Source organism: Escherichia sp. WS1265, assembly GCF_046487585.1.
Lineage (GTDB): Bacteria > Pseudomonadota > Gammaproteobacteria > Enterobacterales > Enterobacteriaceae > Escherichia > Escherichia coli.
Genome location: NZ_JBJQJE010000001.1, coordinates 415,487 through 432,455 on the forward strand (window position 1 = coordinate 415,487; position 16,969 = coordinate 432,455).

Below are 16,969 nucleotides of genomic sequence, written 5' to 3' on the forward strand. Positions count from 1 at the left end.
TATTATGGACAATTTGTTCAGGACGTTATTTTCTACATTTACCCATCTTCGTACCTCATCCACTATCTTGCTCGTAGGTGAGCAGCACTGGCGCAACGCGCTTTAGTCCTTTCTTCTGCCTAAGCTTGCGCTATGCGCGGGGCTTGACCACTTTACTTTGGTTTCGCTGAAATAAGCGAAAATTAAAATAATTCTCTTGCAGGAGAAGGACAATGTATATTTATTGGATTTTATTAGGCCTGGCTATTGCTACGGAAATTACCGGTACGCTGTCAATGAAATGGGCGAGCGTCAGTGAGGGAAATGGCGGCTTTATTTTAATGCTGGTGATGATTTCTCTGTCGTATATATTTCTCTCTTTCGCCGTTAAAAAAATCGCCTTAGGCGTGGCTTATGCGCTGTGGGAAGGTATCGGTATTTTATTTATTACCTTGTTTAGCGTTTTGTTATTCGACGAAAGTTTATCGCTGATGAAAATTGCCGGGTTAACCACCCTGGTGGCCGGGATTGTATTGATCAAATCAGGTACCCGTAAAGCGCGTAAACCTGAACTGGAGGTGAACCATGGCGCAGTTTGAATGGGTTCACGCCGCCTGGCTGGCATTGGCAATCGTGCTGGAAATCGTTGCTAACGTTTTTTTGAAATTTTCTGACGGCTTTCGTCGCAAAATATTTGGCTTGCTCTCCCTGGCGGCGGTGCTGGCTGCCTTTAGTGCGCTTTCTCAGGCCGTTAAAGGGATCGACTTGTCTGTCGCTTATGCATTGTGGGGCGGGTTTGGTATTGCCGCCACGTTAGCCGCAGGTTGGATCTTGTTTGGTCAACGGTTAAATCGTAAAGGCTGGATTGGCCTGGTCTTGCTGTTGGCTGGAATGATCATGGTGAAACTTGCCTGATGAACACGCTGCCCGCACTGTCGGGCAGCGTTTGAACATTATTTTTGCGACAGTTGATCCAGCCTGTCGCGAAAACCGGTAACAGAAATGGCCCGGTTATCGGCGCGCCAGCGATCTTTCGCGGCAGGAGCCGAACTTTGCACCCCAATTAATTGCCAGCCGTCATTGGTATGCAACATCAGAGGCGAACCGCTGTCACCCGGCAAGGTATCGCACTGATGTGACATCACCGACGTTTGCGCCCAGCCAGTCACTTCACAGTTTTGATGACTGTACAACGTATCGAGATGATCTTCAGGGTATCCTGCCTGAGTCACTTTACGGCCAGCCGATTTTAATGCGGCGGTAAGCGCGGCTTTATCTCCCTCAAATAACGGCAACGGTGTAATGCCAGAAGGGGGATTACGTAGCACAATCAAACCGAAGTCCCACGGCGCAGCTGCGGGAGGAACAATCCAACCATCCCCATCTGCTTTTAACCGCTTTCCCAGTGTCGGATCAACGCGGCCTTCTATGTCGTGGATCTCATAGCGCCAAAGACCTTTATTTGACACAAAACGCAGCGCCACCACTTTATCGGCTTTACCCTTTGGTGGCGTCAATAAACAGTGTCCTGCCGTTAATGCCAGATTGGGTGCAATCAGCGTCGCCGTACATAAATTGCCGCTGGCCGTTTCCAGTTGCCCAACCGCATCCCACGGTGATTGGGTCGTGTCATTCACTGGCACACGATCATCATGACCAAAAAACAGGGTGCTGACCTCATCGTTTGCCGATTTGGCAACGTCTGGTTTATCTGCAAACACAAAAGCAGACGTCAAACTAATTGCACCCAACACTACAGCAATGGTTGTACGCATATCACACTCTGGTGGGTAATTATGATTATTAAAAGCAAACCCTCATAAATACTATAGACGGGACGGGATGAAAGTGGGAGTAAAATCAGATAACTACGATCAGGAAAGATAAAAACGGGCGGCAATAAGTGCGCATAAAATAAGGATGATAAGAATGAACTCAAAGCGATAACGGCCCACCATACTACCCTCCGCTAAAGGCGGTGCTAAACGTTACCTGCTTAGCACCGTAATTTTCAGGCGCGAGGGGGCGCGCCAGCGTTACTGTTGAAAACTTACGCTGCGGGTTGTGCAGCAGGTTTTGCCGGTTGCTGATGGCTGTGTTTCTTGGCGTGTTTCTTCGCTGCCTGCGCTTTTTGTTCAGGAGCTTTCTGTTCAGCTTTCGCATTTTTATGATGCTTTTTAGCCGCCTGCGCTTTCTGGGCAGGTGCTGCTTTATGCTGTTTTTTATGATGTGTGGTTTTCGCAGGCGCTGCTTTGGTGGTCGTCGCAGTCGGAGCAGGTGTGGTCGCAGTCTCTGCAGCAAAGGCAGCAGAAGACAGACCCATAGCAGCGGCAACAACCAGAGCTAATACTTTTTTCATTGTCATACCCTCAATTTGTTTTTTCATTTAACCCCACTGCGGGGCCGTTGAAATAACTATATCCCTGGGAATGGCAGACTTCCGTGAGTGGTTGGTTTCAGCGTGTAACGATATGTACAAACGCTGAATAAATTACAGCATTGATAATAACGTATTGTGACTTAAGGAAAATTTAGCTACCAATAATAGTAGTCTTGATCGGGTTAACTATTTTACTACTTACAAAGCGGTAGAATAACTGCGCATCAGTAATAAATGACACACAGCAAAATGAATCCGTTTATTTGGGTACTTATAATCCTGATGACGCTAGATGCGCTGCGGGAATTGGCTGGCGCTTCGTCTATTTTAGGATGGCTATTAACGTTGGTTTGAGCAGGCAATAAGTCCGGACGGGTATTTACCGCAGTCCGGACTTATTTTTTCAGGCGTGCAGACGATGATGCAAACGCGTCCCGACCAGCAGAGCAATGACCAGCATCAGAGCAATAAATGCGCCGACGCCGTTCCAGCCATAGTTATGCCAGAAAACACCACCCAGCGTCCCGGCAATACTCGACCCCAGATAGTAACTGAACAGATACAGCGAGGAGGCCTGGCCTTTAGCGCGTTTTGCGCGGGGGCCGATCCAGCTGCTGGCAACGGAGTGGGCTGCGAAGAATCCGGCTGAGAAGAGTAACATTCCGGCAAAGATCAGCCACAGCGAGCTGAATAAGGTCATCAGTAAACCAAACAGCATAACCCCCGTCGAAAACAACATCACCGGACCGCGTCCATAGCGGGTGGTCATGGTTCCGGCTTTGGGTGAGCTCCATGTACCGGTCAAATAAGCCAGCGATAATAAGCCAACCACGGCCTGACTGACATGCCAGGGGGAAAGCATCAACCTATAGCCGATGTAATTAAACAGCGTGACGAACGACCCCATCAGCAAAAAGCCTTCTGCGAACAATAACGGTAATCCCCGGTCACGCCAGTGCAGACGAAAGTTGATAAATAACGTCTTAGGGCGCAGCGAAGTCGGGCGAAAATGGCGTGATTCAGGGAGGATTTTCCAGAACATCAACGCCGAGGCCAGCGCGAAACAACCGATTGCCGCCAGAGCAATTCGCCAGTTGAAAAAGTCCGTGAAGACACCGCTAATTAAGCGTCCGCTCATGCCGCCAATTGAGTTGCCGCTGATATACAACCCCATCGAAAAGGCCACGAAGCTGGGGTGGATTTCCTCGCTAAGATAAGTCATGCCAACAGCTGCCACGCCACTTAACGAAAGTCCAATCAAGGCGCGCATAATTAAAATGCCGTGCCAGCTGGTCATCATTGTCGAAAGTAACGTACAAATGGAGGCCAACAGTAGCGCCGTGACCATCACTGGTTTGCGACCAATGGCATCGGATAGGGGGCCAGTAAACAGCAAACCAATAGCCAACATCGCCGTGGAAATGGACAGTGAAATACTACTGTTCGCGGGCGTTAAGCCAAACTCCTGCGAAAGCACCGGAAGGATAGGCTGCACACAATAGAGAAGTGCAAATGTTGCCAGTCCGGCAGAGAACAGCGCCAGGGTGACGCGCATAAATTGCGGCGTACCGCGTTTAATAAATTGATTTGGCTGAGAAATGCTTTGCTTGTCAGTGTCGCTTGCCGGAGCGCCATCAACAGTTGTAGTACGGCTCACTTGAAATCCTTGCTAAATATGCCTGTGGATCAGGCTTATACATAGGGTAGGAAAATCGAATTGTTCTGTCTAATATATTAATAATCTCAAATAAGATGTTTTAAATATGAATATTGAACTTCGTCATCTGCGTTACTTTGTTGCTGTTGCGGAAGAGCTGCATTTCGGGCGCGCCGCTGCCCGCCTGAATATTTCGCAACCGCCGCTAAGTCAGCAGATTCAGGCGCTGGAGCAACAAATTGGTGCCCGACTGCTGGCACGAACCAATCGCAGTGTATTGCTGACGGCAGCAGGAAAACAGTTTCTTGCAGATAGTCGGCAAATCCTGTCTATGGTGGATGACGCTGCCGCTCGCGCTGAAAGGCTGCATCAGGGCGAAGCGGGGGAGTTGCGCATTGGTTTTACTTCGTCCGCTCCTTTTATTCGGGCGGTGTCCGATACGTTATCGCTGTTTCGCCGTGATTATCCCGATGTCCATTTACAAACCCGCGAAATGAACACTCGCGAGCAAATCGCTCCGCTCATTGAAGGAACGCTGGATATGGGATTGCTGCGTAACACAGCGTTACCGGAGACGCTTGAACACGCAGTCATCGTCCATGAACCGCTTATGGCGATGATCCCGCACGATCATCCCCTGGCAAATAACCTGAGTGTAACGCTGGCTGAACTGGCGAAAGAACCCTTTGTCTTTTTTGATCCGCACGTAGGGACAGGGCTGTATGACGATATTCTCGGACTGATGCGACGTTACCATTTGACGCCTGTCATCACTCAGGAGGTGGGTGAGGCTATGACCATCATCGGTCTGGTTTCTGCCGGTCTGGGTGTTTCAATTTTGCCTGCGTCATTTAAACGAGTTCAGCTCAACGAAATGCGCTGGGTGCCGATTGCTGAAGAGGATGCGGTTTCTGAAATGTGGTTGGTCTGGCCGAAACATCATGAACAAAGTCCGGCTGTGCGTAACTTTCGTATTCATCTGCTGAATGCTCTCAGGTGAGGGAAATTTCAGCGAAAAAGCCCGAAAAATGTGCTGTTAATCACATGCCTAAGTAAAAATTTGACGACACGTATTGAAGTGCTTCACCATAGCCTACAGATTATTTCGGAGCGCGAAAATATAGGGAGTATGCGGTGGTTGCTGAAAACCAGCCTGGGCACATTGATCAAATAAAGCAGACCAACGCGGGCGCGGTTTATCGCCTGATTGATCAGCTTGGTCCAGTCTCGCGTATCGATCTTTCCCGTCTGGCGCAGCTGGCTCCTGCCAGTATCACTAAAATTGTCCGTGAGATGCTCGAAGCACACCTGGTGCAAGAGCTGGAAATCAAAGAAGCGGGGAACCGTGGCCGTCCGGCGGTGGGGCTGGTGGTTGAAACTGAAGCCTGGCACTATCTTTCTCTGCGCATTAGTCGCGGGGAGATTTTCCTTGCTTTGCGCGATCTGAGCAGCAAACTGGTGGTGGAGGAGTCGCAGGAGCTGGCGTTAAAAGATGACTCGCCATTGCTGGATCGTATCATTTCCCATATCGATCAGTTTTTTATCCGCCACCAGAAAAAACTTGAGCGTCTGACTTCGATTGCCATAACCTTGCCGGGAATTATTGATACGGAAAATGGTATTGTACATCGCATGCCGTTCTACGAGGATGTAAAAGAGATGCCGCTCGGCGAGGCGCTGGAGCAGCATACCGGCGTACCGGTTTATATTCAGCATGATATCAGCGCATGGACGATGGCTGAGGCCTTGTTTGGTGCCTCACGCGGGGCGCGCGATGTGATTCAGGTGGTTATCGATCACAACGTGGGGGCTGGCGTCATTACCGATGGTCATCTGCTACACGCAGGCAGCAGTAGCCTCGTGGAAATAGGCCACACACAGGTCGACCCGTATGGGAAACGCTGTTATTGCGGGAATCACGGTTGCCTCGAAACCATCGCCAGTGTGGACAGTATTCTTGAGCTGGCACAGCTGCGTCTCAATCAATCCATGAGCTCGATGTTACATGGACAACCGTTAACCGTGGACTCATTGTGTCAGGCGGCATTGCGCGGCGATCTACTGGCAAAAGACATCATTACCGGGGTGGGCGCGCATGTAGGGCGCATTCTTGCCATCATGGTGAATTTATTTAACCCACAAAAAATACTGATTGGCTCACCGTTAAGTAAAGCGGCAGATATCCTCTTCCCGGTCATCTCGGACAGCATCCGTCAGCAGGCCCTTCCTGCGTATAGTCAGCACATTAGCGTTGAGAGTACTCAGTTTTCTAACCAGGGCACGATGGCAGGCGCTGCGCTGGTAAAAGACGCGATGTATAACGGTTCTTTGTTGATTCGTCTGTTGCAGGGTTAACATTTTTTAACTGTTCTACCAAAATTTGCGCTATCTCAATTTGGGCCAGGAAAGCATAACTTAGACTTTCAAGGTTAATTATTTTCCTGGTTTATATTTGTGAAGCATAACGGTGGAGTTAGTGATGCTGAAGCGTTTCTTTATTACCGGTACAGACACTTCTGTAGGGAAAACGGTGGTTTCCCGCGCATTGCTACAAGCGTTAGCCTCCCAGGGAAAAACGGTTGCGGGATATAAACCCGTAGCGAAGGGGAGCAAAGAGACACCCGAAGGGCTGCGTAATAAAGATGCCCTGGTGTTGCAGAGTGTTTCAACCATCGAACTGCCTTATGAAGCAGTTAATCCTATCGCGTTAAGCGAAGAAGAAAGTAGCGTGGCGCACAGTTGCCCAATCAATTACACCCTCATTTCAAACGGCCTGGCAAACCTGACCGAAAAAGTCGATCATGTCGTGGTAGAAGGGACTGGCGGCTGGCGCAGTCTGATGAATGATTTGCGTCCACTCTCTGAATGGGTGGTGCAGGAACAACTGCCGGTATTGATGGTTGTCGGTATTCAGGAAGGTTGCATTAACCATGCACTACTAACAGCTCAGGCGATTGCCAACGACGGGCTGCCGCTCATTGGCTGGGTGGCTAACCGAATCAATCCAGGACTGGCGCATTATGCGGAAATCATTGATGTGCTGGGTAAAAAACTTCCGGCACCGCTCATTGGTGAACTGCCTTATCTGCCGCGCGCCGAACAGCGTGAACTGGGGCAATACATCCGCTTAGCTATGCTTCGCAGTGTGCTGGCGGTAGATAGAGTCACGGTGTAACGTCCGCGAAATTACCGACGCAATTACGCAGGCAATCAATAAACCGGGGAGTAGCTGATATTCCCCGGTCATTTCACATATCATCAACGTCGACATAATCGGCGCGTGCGTGGTTGCCGCCAACAGTGTCGCCATCCCGGTCAATCCGAGTAAAAGCGTCATTTCTTCGCCATCAGGGAACCATAATCCCAGGCTACGACCATACAACATGCCAATGGCAAGACCGATAAATAGCGTCGGTGTAAAGACACCACCGGGCGCGCCAGAACCACTACTCGCCAGCACGGCAAACAGTTTACAGAGGAAGATCCCGGCAATGATCATTAACAGTGGCGGGGCGGTTAAAAAGGATTGTACGGTGCTATAGCCGTTGCCCCACACTGCAGGTGTGAACAGGGAAAGCAGACCCACGATCAACCCGCCCAGTGCCAGTTGCCAGGGCGGCGCAAGTTTGAGACTTACAAATCCACGATGACAGGCGTTCATTAACGTTAACAACAGTGGTCCGCACAGACCTGCCAGCACACCTGTACTGATAATCAGCGCATAGTCACGAGCCTGAACCGTCACTGAGAGTTGTACGCTGTAGAGTAACGCGTCGCTATGATTAATAAGATTGCTAACCAGCAACGCCACGACAGCGGAAATAATCACCGGGCCGAGAGAGGCCAACATCATAGTGCCAAACAGCACTTCGGCTATAAATAAACTGCCAGCAAGCGGGGCGCGATAGGCCGCAGCCATTCCCGCCGCAGCTCCACAGGCGATCCATAATTTCCACTCCTGGCGAGGCGTAAAACGTTTGGCAAAACAGGAGGCGGCAAGGGCAGCTAAAAGAATCATCGCACCTTCGCGACCAATTGCACTGCCGCTGGTTACTACCAGCAGAGAGGCAAGGGATTTAACCAGGCTTGCTGCGTAATCAAACTGCCCATCGGTTTGCAACGCTTCCATGTAATCGGTCGGCGCATGAGGGCGTTGCTGGGTAAATTTCTGCCAGCCCATCAGCAACAAACCCGCCGCCAGTCCGCCGAGCGCCGGAGTTAGCAGCCGTCGCCACGGGGAAAGATTTGTAGCTGCATTGACCAGACTGCCCGAGTCATTATTGAGGAACAGCCACTCCAGTAGCAGCATCGCATGACGAAACCCGGCAACGGCAAAGGCCGCAAGAATACCGACGACTGTTGCGATAAGCAGACGGCGGAACATAGTGCGCAGATCCGGATAGATGTGTAGATGATGCATGAGCAGAAATGGGCAATGAAACACGGGCGACTATTTTGCGGCAAAAGAGGCCAGCCGCAAAAGCAGTGCGTGCTTTAAGAGACAAAAAAACGTGACACTGTAACCTATTATTGCCGAATTGCGCGTAATCGTCACCATCCGGCAATATTACGGTGATCCTATCGAAAGAGTGGTTTAACCGCGACAGGAATTAACAGTTGTGATTGCCATTGCGCCAGCGTTAAGCGAGCCAGTTCACCCAGTGCACGGTAGAAAGGGTGTTCTGCTTTTTCGATAAAAACGTCAAGAAAACGTGTTGACCACGGAAAAAGGTGCCATGCCAGCAATTCTTCGCATTCTGTCTGGCGACCATTCTCCGCCAACCACGCAGCCATCAACAGCAGTGAACCAAAATGATCTTCCGGTTCGTTTTGCTGCATTTCGAACTGAATGCCTTTCTCGCGCATCCATTGACGAAGTGCCAATGTTGAATCGCCAAACAGCACAGATTCGCGATCCAGCCAGACCGACCCCCACGGCGGAGACGGCAGAGCCCACGGGCCGACAAACAAACGCTGCCAGGCCTGGGCGCGAGTCTCTTCACTCTGTGCCTGAAAAGCCGTCACCAGCGGCGCTAATGACGCTTCTGGTAGAGGCCACTGAGTTTCCCAGCCGTCACTGGTGAGTACCGCAACCAGAGGTGCGGCTTCCGCACTCTCCGGAGCGTAATAAAACAGCGCGCCCAACACGCGCGCCGCAACAGAAAAATTATCTTGCTGTGAAAAATGGGTCATTCCTAACATCCTGAAATGTGCGGGTTGCCCCGCACCAATTTGTTAACCTGCAATAGCCATTCCTACCGTCATGTGCAGGCCATAAAAGAGCACACGCCCGATCATCTCACCGCCAAGTATGAGGATTAGCCCCAGAACAAGTCCGGCAACGTGAGGTTCACGGCGACGAATGAGCGGACAAAGCCAGCATCCTAGACCTGCGCATAACAATACCACACGCCAGACCTGTAAGGAGGCGTAATCTGGTACCAGCTCGCTGGCTTGTTGTACGGATGAGTGAATAGACGCCAGAGACAAACCTTGCAGCACAATCACCCCGGCACAAGCGATCAGCGCCAGAACGCTAATGATGGCAAAGGGTGTGGTATTAAATGTAACGCGGGCTGCCCGCAGAATTGTGGCAGCAAGTATTGGACCGCTCAACAATACTGTCAGGAAGAAAGCCAGCGTAGTGTAACCGTTATACCAGGTTGGCACTGTGTCGATTTGATACACGCAGGTCATCATCCAGACGAAAATGACGCCGAGCGCCATGCTGACAAGTAACCAGAGTTTCCCCAACGCTTGCGGCATTTTACCGATGACTGCCACCAGCCACCATAATCCGCCAACGGCAAAAAATATGGAACCGGCAGCAATCTCGTTACTCAGACCAGAAGCTCCGATTCGATTCAGCGAGTTAAACGCCCGCAGTGGGGATCCCAGGTGCATGACAGAGGCAATAAACCCGATGCCCATCAACAGCCAGAGGAAAAACATGCCACGAACAATGTGCTGACGGTCTGCGTCATTTTTGGCGGCGAACCAGCCAATTCCGCTAACAATCAGCGCGCCTACTACGCATTGACCCAATACGGTAAAGATAACCAGTGGCCATTCATGCCATCCATTTCCCATTTTACACTTCCTCCGGATTAGCCAGATAACCAGTGGTATCGCCGGTCGGGCGGCTGTTGGCGTTAGGTTTGATAACGATATTGGGTTTTGTGAAATGCGCGCGCGGCAGTGGCGCGACGGCAGCCAGAGTGCCGTGCTTCTGGCGCAGCTCTTCAATTGGACCGAACTCAAGTGCACGCAGCGGGCAGGATTCGACACATATGGGTTGTTTCCCCTCGGCGACGCGCGAATAACAACCATCGCACTTCGTCATGTGCCCTTTTTCAGCATTGTACTGTGGCGCGCCGTACGGACAAGCCATGTGGCAGTAGCGGCAGCCGATACAAACATCTTCATCAACCACCACAAAGCCATCTTCACGCTTATGCATTGCGCCGCTGGGGCAGACTTTTGTACATGCGGGGTCATCGCAATGGTTACAGGAGATGGAGAGATAATAAGCGAACACGTTCTGGTGCCAGACGCCATTATCTTCCTGCCAGTCGCCGCCAGCATATTCATAAATACGGCGGAAACTGACTTCCGGGCCAAGATCTTTAAAATCTTTGCACGCCAGTTCGCAGGTTTTACAGCCAGTACAGCGGCTGGAATCGATAAAAAATCCATATTGTGTGGTCATGGGCTACTCCTTAAACCTTTTCGATCTGGACAAGATTGCTGTGCGACGGGTTTCCCTTTGCCAGCGGTGAAGGGCGGTGAGAGGTCAGAATATTGATACTGCCGCCGTGATCGACCCGGTCACCAAACATATCCGCTTTAAGCCACGCACCTTGCCCGATGGCGGTAACGCCAGGTAGAATACGCGGAGTCACTTTTGCGGCAATCAGCATTTCTCCATTATTGTTAAATACCCGCACGGTATCGCCATGACGGATACCGCGTGCCTGAGCATCAATGGGGTTGATCCACACCTCTTGTGGGCAGGCCTGCTGTAACACATCAATATTGCCGTAGCTGGAGTGGGTACGTGCTTTGTAGTGGAAGCCCGTTAACTGCAGTGGATAGGTTTTCCGCAGGGGATCGTCCCAGCCATCAAAACCTGGGGTATACGCAGGAAGGGGATGAATAATTTCATCTTTTTTCAATTCCCAGGTATCCGCAATCGTCGCCAGTCGTTCAGAATAAATTTCGATTTTCCCCGAAGGTGTTTTCAACGGGTTTGCCTGTGGATCTTCACGGAATGCGCGGAAAGCGACGTAGTGTTCTTCCGGGCATTTTTTCTTAAAGATCCCGGTCGTTTTCATCTCCTCGTAGTCGGGCATCTCAGGGTTACGTTCCTTCGTTTTCGCATGGAGATATTTGATCCATTCATGCTGACTGCGACCTTCAGTAAAGGTTTGATAAACGTCCGGTCCTAAGCGTTTGGCGACTTCACTCAGCATCCAGTAGATGGGTTTGCGTTCAAATTTTGCTGAGGTTGCGGGTTGGGCGAGGATCACATAGCCCATATTCCCTGCAGATTCATGAGAGATAAGGTCTTCTTGCTCTGTTGGCATCAGGTCGGGCAACAGGATATCGCAATACTTAGCCGAGGCCGTCATGAAGTGGTCAATGCCAACAATCATCTCGCACTTGCTGTCATCCTGAAGCACCTCATGGGTGTGATTGATGTCGCCATGTTGATTGATTAATGTGTTACTGGCGTAGCACCATAAAAACTTGATGGGGACATCCAGTTTTTCTTTTCCACGAACACCATCACGGGTCGCGGTCATTTCCGCACCATGGTCGATGGCATCTGTCCATGTAAAGACGGAAATCTGCGTTTTAACAGGATTCTCGAGCATCGGGAACCATTCTACCCCCAGATCCCAGCTACCTTCGCGTACACCTGAGTTGCCACCGTTTATGCCGACGTTACCGGTGAGAACGGAAAGCATGGCAATAGCGCGGGACGTTTGCTCGCCGTTGGAGTGTCGTTGTGGCCCCCAACCCTGACAAATATAAGCAGGTTTTGCTGAACCGATCTCTCGTGCCAACTGGATAATTTTTTCTGCCGGGATGCTGGTGATTTTTGCTGCCCATTCCGGCGTTTTAGCTATGCCGTCAGGCCCTTCGCCCAGAATATAGGCTTTATAATGCGCGTTACGTGGTGCGTTGGCGGGCAGCGTTTTTTCATCGTAACCAACACAATATTTGTCGAGAAATGGCTGATCGACCATGTTTTCAGTAATCAGTACCCAAGCAATCGCACAGGCCAGTGCGCCATCAGTGCCAGGGCGAATGGGCAGCCATTCATCTTCACGTCCGGCAGCTGTGTCGTTATAACGTGGATCGATGACGATCATGCGTGCATTTGAACGTTCGCGGGCTTGCTCGACGTAGTAAGTGACACCACCGCCGCTCATCCGCGTTTCTGCCGGGTTATTTCCGAACATAACGACCAGCTTCGTATTGGCGATATCATCCGGGCTGTTGCCATCATTGGCACCGAACATATAACTCATTGCGGCACTGATCTGTGCGGTACTGTAGCTGCCATAGCGACTGAGAAAACCACCGCAAGAGTTCATCAGACGGTACGGGACGTTTGAGTTGGTGATGTTTCCGCCATCTACGCCTGTTCCATAGAGAACATGTACAGCCTCATTGCCGTAATCTTTTAGGATCCGCCGAAGATTATCACTGATGGTATCCAGGGCTTCGTCCCAACTTATCCGTTCAAATTTACCTTCACCGCGCTTGCCGACGCGCTTCATGGGATATTTCAACCTGTCAGGATGATTCATCCGTCGGCGGATAGAGCGCCCGCGTAAACATGCCCGAACCTGATGATTACCGTAAACGTCGTCACCTGTCGTATCAGACTCCACCCAGTACACGGTGTCATCTTTCACATGCAAACGTAACAGACAGCGGCTCCCGCAGTTAACGGTGCAGGAACTCCAGACCGCTTTCTCTTCTACCGGTGCCTCTGCCGCTCGGACCATTTGGGAAAATGGCAGAGTGAAAGCACTGCTTGCCAGCGCGAGACTGCCAAGTGCGGAGGTTTTCATCAGACTTCTACGGCTGATTTCAGCCTTCATGAGCGCCTCTGTGGTATGGATTTTCATCATTACTCACTTATTGCTTTTCAAACAAAATGTCATGTCAAAATTTATGGTCGTAGTGGGTTATATTTTTTCGATCTCGACCAGATTAGTGTGCTGTGGGTTTCCCTTCGCCAGTGGTGAAGGGCGCAGAGTGGTTAGCGTATTCACACAGCCGCCGTGGTCGATTTTATCGCCAGACATATTGGCCTCGTGCCAGGCTCCCTGGCCCATAGCGCTAACCCCAGGGAGAATGCGTGGTGTCACTTTGGCTGGTAGCCGAACTTCGCCACGATGGTTATACACCCGCACCATATCGCCGTTGGCAATCCCACGTTTCTGTGCGTCTATAGGGTTGATCCACACTTCCTGACGGCAGGCTGCCTTCAGGACATCAATGTTGCCGTAGGTCGAGTGAGTACGGGATTTGTAATGGAAACCAAACAGTTGCAGTGGGAAGGTACTACGTTCAGGGGAGTCCCAGCCTTCAAAGGTTGAGGCATAAACCGGCAGTGGGCTTATCACTTCATCTTTTTCCAGTTCCCAGGTACGGGCAATTTCCGCCAGCTTGCTGGAGTAAATTTCAATCTTACCGGAAGGCGTTTTAAGTGGATTTGCCTCGGGGTCGTCACGAAATGCTTTGTAGGCGACAAAATGACCATTGGGATCTTTACGCTTATAGATACCCATTTTTTTCAGTTCGTCGTAAGACGGTAACGCCGGATCTTTGGCAAGCATTTTGGCGTACAGATGTTGTAACCATTGTTCCTGCGTGCGACCTTCTGTGAACTTTTGATAGACGTCAGGTCCAAGACGTTTCGCGACTTCACTCAGGATCCAGTAAATCGGTTTGCGTTCGAATTTTTCGCTGGTGACTGGCTGAAGGAAAATGAGATATCCCATGTTACCTGCGTAGTCGTTAGGAATAATATCTTCCTGCTCAACGGTCATCAGGTCTGGCAGCAGAATGTCGGCATATTTTGCCGATGAGGTCATAAAGTTTTCGATGACCACAATCATTTCGCATTTCGATTCGTCTTGCAGAATTTCATGCGTTTTGTTGATGTCAGAATGCTGATTAACCAGGGTATTTCCCGCATAGTTCCAGATGAACTTAATGGGTACATCCAGTTTATCTTTGCCCCGGACACCGTCGCGGATTGCCGTCATTTGCGGACCATGATCGATAGCATCCGTCCAGCTGAAGCAGGAGATTGACGTTTTGACCGGATTATCAAGCACCGGTAGGCGTTCTATGGTAATGGTATAGGTCGATTCACGCGCGCCACTATTCCCGCCGCTGATGCCGACATTGCCCGTCAGAATAGGCAACATCGCAATAGCGCGTGCAGTCAGCTCGCCGTTTGCCTGGCGTTGCGGTCCCCAGCCCTGGCAGATATAAGCGGGTTTTGCTGTGCCAATTTCACGCGCCAGTTTGATGATACGGTCCACCGGGATACCGGTAATTTGCGAAGCCCACTGCGGCGTTTTCGCTGTTTTATCATCACCTTCACCAAGAATATAGGCTTTATAGTGACCATTTTTTGGTGCATCTGCGGGTAAGGTTTTTTCGTCATAGCCGACGCAGTATTTATCGAGAAAAGGTTGATCAACGAGATTTTCGTTAATCAATACCCAGGCAATCCCCGCAACCAGCGCGGCATCGGTGCCCGGGCGAATAGGAAGCCATTCGTCTTCACGACCGGCAGCCGTATCGGTATATCGCGGATCGATAACAATCATTTTGGCGTTCGATTTCTCGCGCGCTTTTTCAAGAAGATAAGTGATGCCACCACCGCTCATGCGGGTTTCTGCCGGGTTGTTACCAAACATCACGACCAGCTTGCTGTTTTCAATATCCGTGGTGCTGTTGCCATCATTACTGCCGTAGGTGTAGGGCATGGCACAGGAAATTTGCGCGGTACTGTAGGAGCCATACTGATTGAGTGAACCGCCGTAGCAGTTCATCAGGCGTTTGACCGCCGAGGCTGATGGTGAAGAGCGGGTCATATTGCCGCCAACAATCCCCGAAGAGTACTGAATATATACAGCCTCATTGCCATATTGTTCGACGGTTTTTTTCAGGCTACTGGCGATAGTATCCAGGGCTTCATCCCAGCTAATCCGTTCGAATTTGCCTTCGCCGCGTTTGCCCACGCGTTTCATTGGGTAATTCAAGCGATCGGGATGATTAATACGCCGACGGATGGAGCGACCGCGCAAACAGGCACGTACTTGATGATTGCCATACTCGTCGTTGCCGGTGTTGTCAGTTTCCACCCAGGTCACTTCATTATCTTTAACATGCAGACGAAGTGCACAGCGGCTACCACAGTTGACGGAACAGGCACCCCAGACCACTTTCTCGCTGGCCTGTTGTACCGCTGCCGCTGCACTGCGCAGGGTGAACGGTAAAGAAAAACCGCCTGCAGCCAGCGCCAGAGAACCTATCGCGGTAGATTTAACGAGTGTTCTGCGGCTGATGCCCACCATTTGTTCATTTTTGGACATAACTCACTCCCTGTTCTTTATCGTTATATAAAAGTTTATATATTTAATATTTAGCGCGCTAACAATAGAGGCAGTCTACCTATTTTGGGTTAAGAATTATTAATCCATATCAATAGAAGGGTATGAGTAATAAGGTGGGATTATGTTGTATGTTCAAATCGCCGGATGTGTCGTATCCGGCGTGCAGTCGATAATGTGTTACTGCGGTTCGGCAGGCGCGCCATCCTGGGTAGACTGCGCGGGAGCAGAGACGTTACCGCTGGTGGTGCGGGTGTAGAGAATTTTATGCGTATCATTAGCGCAATGCCCGACGACCTGGGAATCAGGCTGATCAACCTGGTCATTGGGTACAATACTTAACGTGAAGCTGCTTTCGGGTACGCCATTATTGATAATGCGCTGTGATATATCGCTCTGTATGCGCTCACAGGATCCCGGCGCGGCGAGTACCGCGGGTGAGGCGAGGGCGAGCAGAAGCGCGGCACAGCAGGTTGAGAGTTTCATCATAAGCTCCTTACGCGAAGATAACTTCTTTAAGCATAGCATTTAACGTGTAAAGTACTGTATTTGCTACTATGATTGAGAATCATCTCTACTCTCTGGTGACTGTTGTGAAATACAAATTACTGCCATGCTTACTCGCGATATTCCTCACAGGATGTGACCGCACAGAGGTAACACTTTCATTTACCCCTGAGATGGCCAGTTTCTCTAATGAATTCGATTTTGATCCGCTGCGTGGTCCGGTAAAAGATTTCACTCAGACATTAATGGATGAGCAAGGTGAAGTGACGAAACGTGTTTCGGGGACTTTGTCGGAAGAAGGCTGTTTTGATTCACTCGAATTACTGGATCTGGAAAATAATACCGTGGTTGCCCTGGTACTGGACGCCAATTATTACCGTGATGCCCAGACACTGGAGAAAAGAGTTCGTTTGCAGGGAAAATGCCAGCTAGCAGAATTACCTTCTGCTGGGGTGAGTTGGGAAACCGATGATAATGGCTTTGTGATTAAAGCCAGCAGCAAACAGATGCAGATGGAATATCGCTATGATGACCAGGGGTATCCGCTGGGTAAAACCACGAAAAGTAACGACAAAACATTATCTGTCAGCGCCACGCCATCAACGGATCCGATCAAAAAATTAGATTACACAGCGGTTACTTTACTGAATAATCAACGGGTTGGTAATGTAAAACAGAGCTGTGAATATGACAGTCACGCCAATCCGGTGGACTGTCAGCTAATCATTGTTGATGAAGGAGTAAAACCCGCCGTCGAACGGGTTTACACCATCAAAAATACTATCGATTATTATTAAT

18 protein-coding genes are annotated in these 16,969 nt (G+C 50.3%); 7 read left to right on the forward strand and 11 right to left on the reverse strand.

Features of this window, described 5'->3' with window-relative positions; genetic code table 11:
• Nucleotides 1-212 precede the first annotated feature (212 nt).
• Both mdtJ and mdtI read left to right on the forward strand, forming a co-directional pair.
• Nucleotides 213-578 (forward strand): multidrug/spermidine efflux SMR transporter subunit MdtJ, encoded by a 366-nt coding sequence (gene mdtJ, locus ACJHX3_RS02055; RefSeq protein ID WP_000276149.1) that lies wholly within the window; start codon nt 213-215, stop codon nt 576-578.
• Nucleotides 565-894, forward strand: coding sequence for a multidrug/spermidine efflux SMR transporter subunit MdtI (gene mdtI, locus ACJHX3_RS02060; RefSeq protein ID WP_000046661.1), 330 nt, complete (start codon nt 565-567; stop codon nt 892-894). The genes mdtJ and mdtI overlap by 14 nt, the downstream gene beginning before the upstream one ends.
• A 38-nt stretch (nt 895-932) precedes the next feature.
• Here mdtI and ACJHX3_RS02065 read toward each other — a convergent pair whose 3' ends face one another.
• The 3 genes from ACJHX3_RS02065 to asr all read right to left on the reverse strand — a co-directional run bounded on the left by ACJHX3_RS02065 (nt 933) and on the right by asr (nt 2,338).
• The gene (locus ACJHX3_RS02065; protein ID WP_024043746.1) at nt 933-1,754 is read right to left on the reverse strand and encodes a trypsin-like serine peptidase; all 822 of its coding nucleotides are present in this window, start codon (nt 1,752-1,754) and stop codon (nt 933-935) included.
• 99 nt (nt 1,755-1,853) lie between these two features.
• A complete protein-coding gene (locus ACJHX3_RS02070) occupies nt 1,854-1,937 on the reverse strand; it encodes a hypothetical protein (RefSeq protein ID WP_000233090.1) in 84 nt (27 codons plus the stop codon).
• 92 nt (nt 1,938-2,029) lie between these two features.
• The gene (asr, locus tag ACJHX3_RS02075) at nt 2,030-2,338 is read right to left on the reverse strand and encodes an acid resistance repetitive basic protein Asr (protein ID WP_001362115.1); all 309 of its coding nucleotides are present in this window, start codon (nt 2,336-2,338) and stop codon (nt 2,030-2,032) included.
• 270 nt (nt 2,339-2,608) lie between these two features.
• On the opposite strand from asr, the gene ACJHX3_RS02080 reads away from it, so the two are divergent.
• On the forward strand, nt 2,609-2,713 hold the full coding sequence (locus ACJHX3_RS02080; protein ID WP_001351109.1) for a KPN_01571 family protein: 105 nt from the start codon (nt 2,609-2,611) through the stop codon (nt 2,711-2,713).
• A 49-nt stretch (nt 2,714-2,762) separates the two neighbouring features.
• Here the strand turns inward: ACJHX3_RS02080 and ACJHX3_RS02085 are convergent, their stop codons facing one another.
• Nucleotides 2,763-4,016 (reverse strand): MFS transporter, encoded by a 1,254-nt coding sequence (locus tag ACJHX3_RS02085; protein WP_000091839.1) that lies wholly within the window; start codon nt 4,014-4,016, stop codon nt 2,763-2,765.
• A 106-nt stretch (nt 4,017-4,122) separates the two neighbouring features.
• Here ACJHX3_RS02085 and ACJHX3_RS02090 point away from each other — a divergent pair, with 106 nt between their 5' ends.
• The 3 genes from ACJHX3_RS02090 (at nt 4,123) to bioD (ending at nt 7,191) form a co-directional block, all read left to right on the forward strand.
• Complete coding sequence (locus ACJHX3_RS02090; protein ID WP_024043745.1) at nt 4,123-5,016, forward strand: LysR family transcriptional regulator; 894 nt, start codon at nt 4,123-4,125, stop codon at nt 5,014-5,016.
• A 134-nt stretch (nt 5,017-5,150) separates the two neighbouring features.
• Nucleotides 5,151-6,371, forward strand: a complete 1,221-nt coding sequence (gene mlc / locus ACJHX3_RS02095; protein ID WP_000225276.1) for a sugar metabolism global transcriptional regulator Mlc — start codon at nt 5,151-5,153, stop codon at nt 6,369-6,371.
• Nucleotides 6,372-6,495: 124 nt separating this feature from the next.
• Complete coding sequence (bioD, locus tag ACJHX3_RS02100; protein ID WP_000919231.1) at nt 6,496-7,191, forward strand: dethiobiotin synthase; 696 nt, start codon at nt 6,496-6,498, stop codon at nt 7,189-7,191.
• Here the strand turns inward: bioD and clcB are convergent.
• The 7 genes from clcB to ACJHX3_RS02135 all read right to left on the reverse strand — a co-directional run bounded on the left by clcB (nt 7,144) and on the right by ACJHX3_RS02135 (nt 16,150).
• Nucleotides 7,144-8,436: a voltage-gated ClC-type chloride channel ClcB gene (gene clcB / locus ACJHX3_RS02105; RefSeq protein ID WP_094321774.1), complete on the reverse strand. Its 1,293-nt coding sequence runs from the start codon at nt 8,434-8,436 to the stop codon at nt 7,144-7,146. The genes bioD and clcB overlap by 48 nt on opposite strands.
• A 158-nt stretch (nt 8,437-8,594) precedes the next feature.
• Entirely contained in the window at nt 8,595-9,209 is a 615-nt protein-coding gene (dmsD, locus tag ACJHX3_RS02110) for a Tat proofreading chaperone DmsD (RefSeq protein WP_000148702.1), read from the reverse strand.
• 42 nt (nt 9,210-9,251) lie between these two features.
• The gene (gene ynfH / locus ACJHX3_RS02115) at nt 9,252-10,106 is read right to left on the reverse strand and encodes a selenate reductase membrane anchor subunit YnfH (protein WP_000526478.1); all 855 of its coding nucleotides are present in this window, start codon (nt 10,104-10,106) and stop codon (nt 9,252-9,254) included.
• A 1-nt stretch (nt 10,107) separates the two neighbouring features.
• On the reverse strand, nt 10,108-10,725 hold the full coding sequence (gene ynfG / locus ACJHX3_RS02120) for a DMSO reductase like molybdoenzyme iron-sulfur subunit YnfG (protein ID WP_000213028.1): 618 nt from the start codon (nt 10,723-10,725) through the stop codon (nt 10,108-10,110).
• 10 nt (nt 10,726-10,735) lie between these two features.
• Nucleotides 10,736-13,159 (reverse strand): selenate/tellurate reductase subunit YnfF, encoded by a 2,424-nt coding sequence (ynfF, locus tag ACJHX3_RS02125; protein ID WP_072146673.1) that lies wholly within the window; start codon nt 13,157-13,159, stop codon nt 10,736-10,738.
• Nucleotides 13,160-13,219: 60 nt separating this feature from the next.
• Nucleotides 13,220-15,646: a selenate/tellurate reductase subunit YnfE gene (gene ynfE / locus ACJHX3_RS02130; RefSeq protein ID WP_000041647.1), complete on the reverse strand. Its 2,427-nt coding sequence runs from the start codon at nt 15,644-15,646 to the stop codon at nt 13,220-13,222.
• Between the two features lie 198 nt (nt 15,647-15,844).
• On the reverse strand, nt 15,845-16,150 hold the full coding sequence (locus ACJHX3_RS02135) for a DUF1161 domain-containing protein (RefSeq protein WP_001295396.1): 306 nt from the start codon (nt 16,148-16,150) through the stop codon (nt 15,845-15,847).
• A gap of 107 nt (nt 16,151-16,257) precedes the next feature.
• On the opposite strand from ACJHX3_RS02135, the gene ACJHX3_RS02140 reads away from it, so the two are divergent.
• Nucleotides 16,258-16,968, forward strand: coding sequence for a YnfC family lipoprotein (locus ACJHX3_RS02140; protein WP_001445899.1), 711 nt, complete (start codon nt 16,258-16,260; stop codon nt 16,966-16,968).
• Nucleotide 16,969 lies beyond the last annotated feature (1 nt).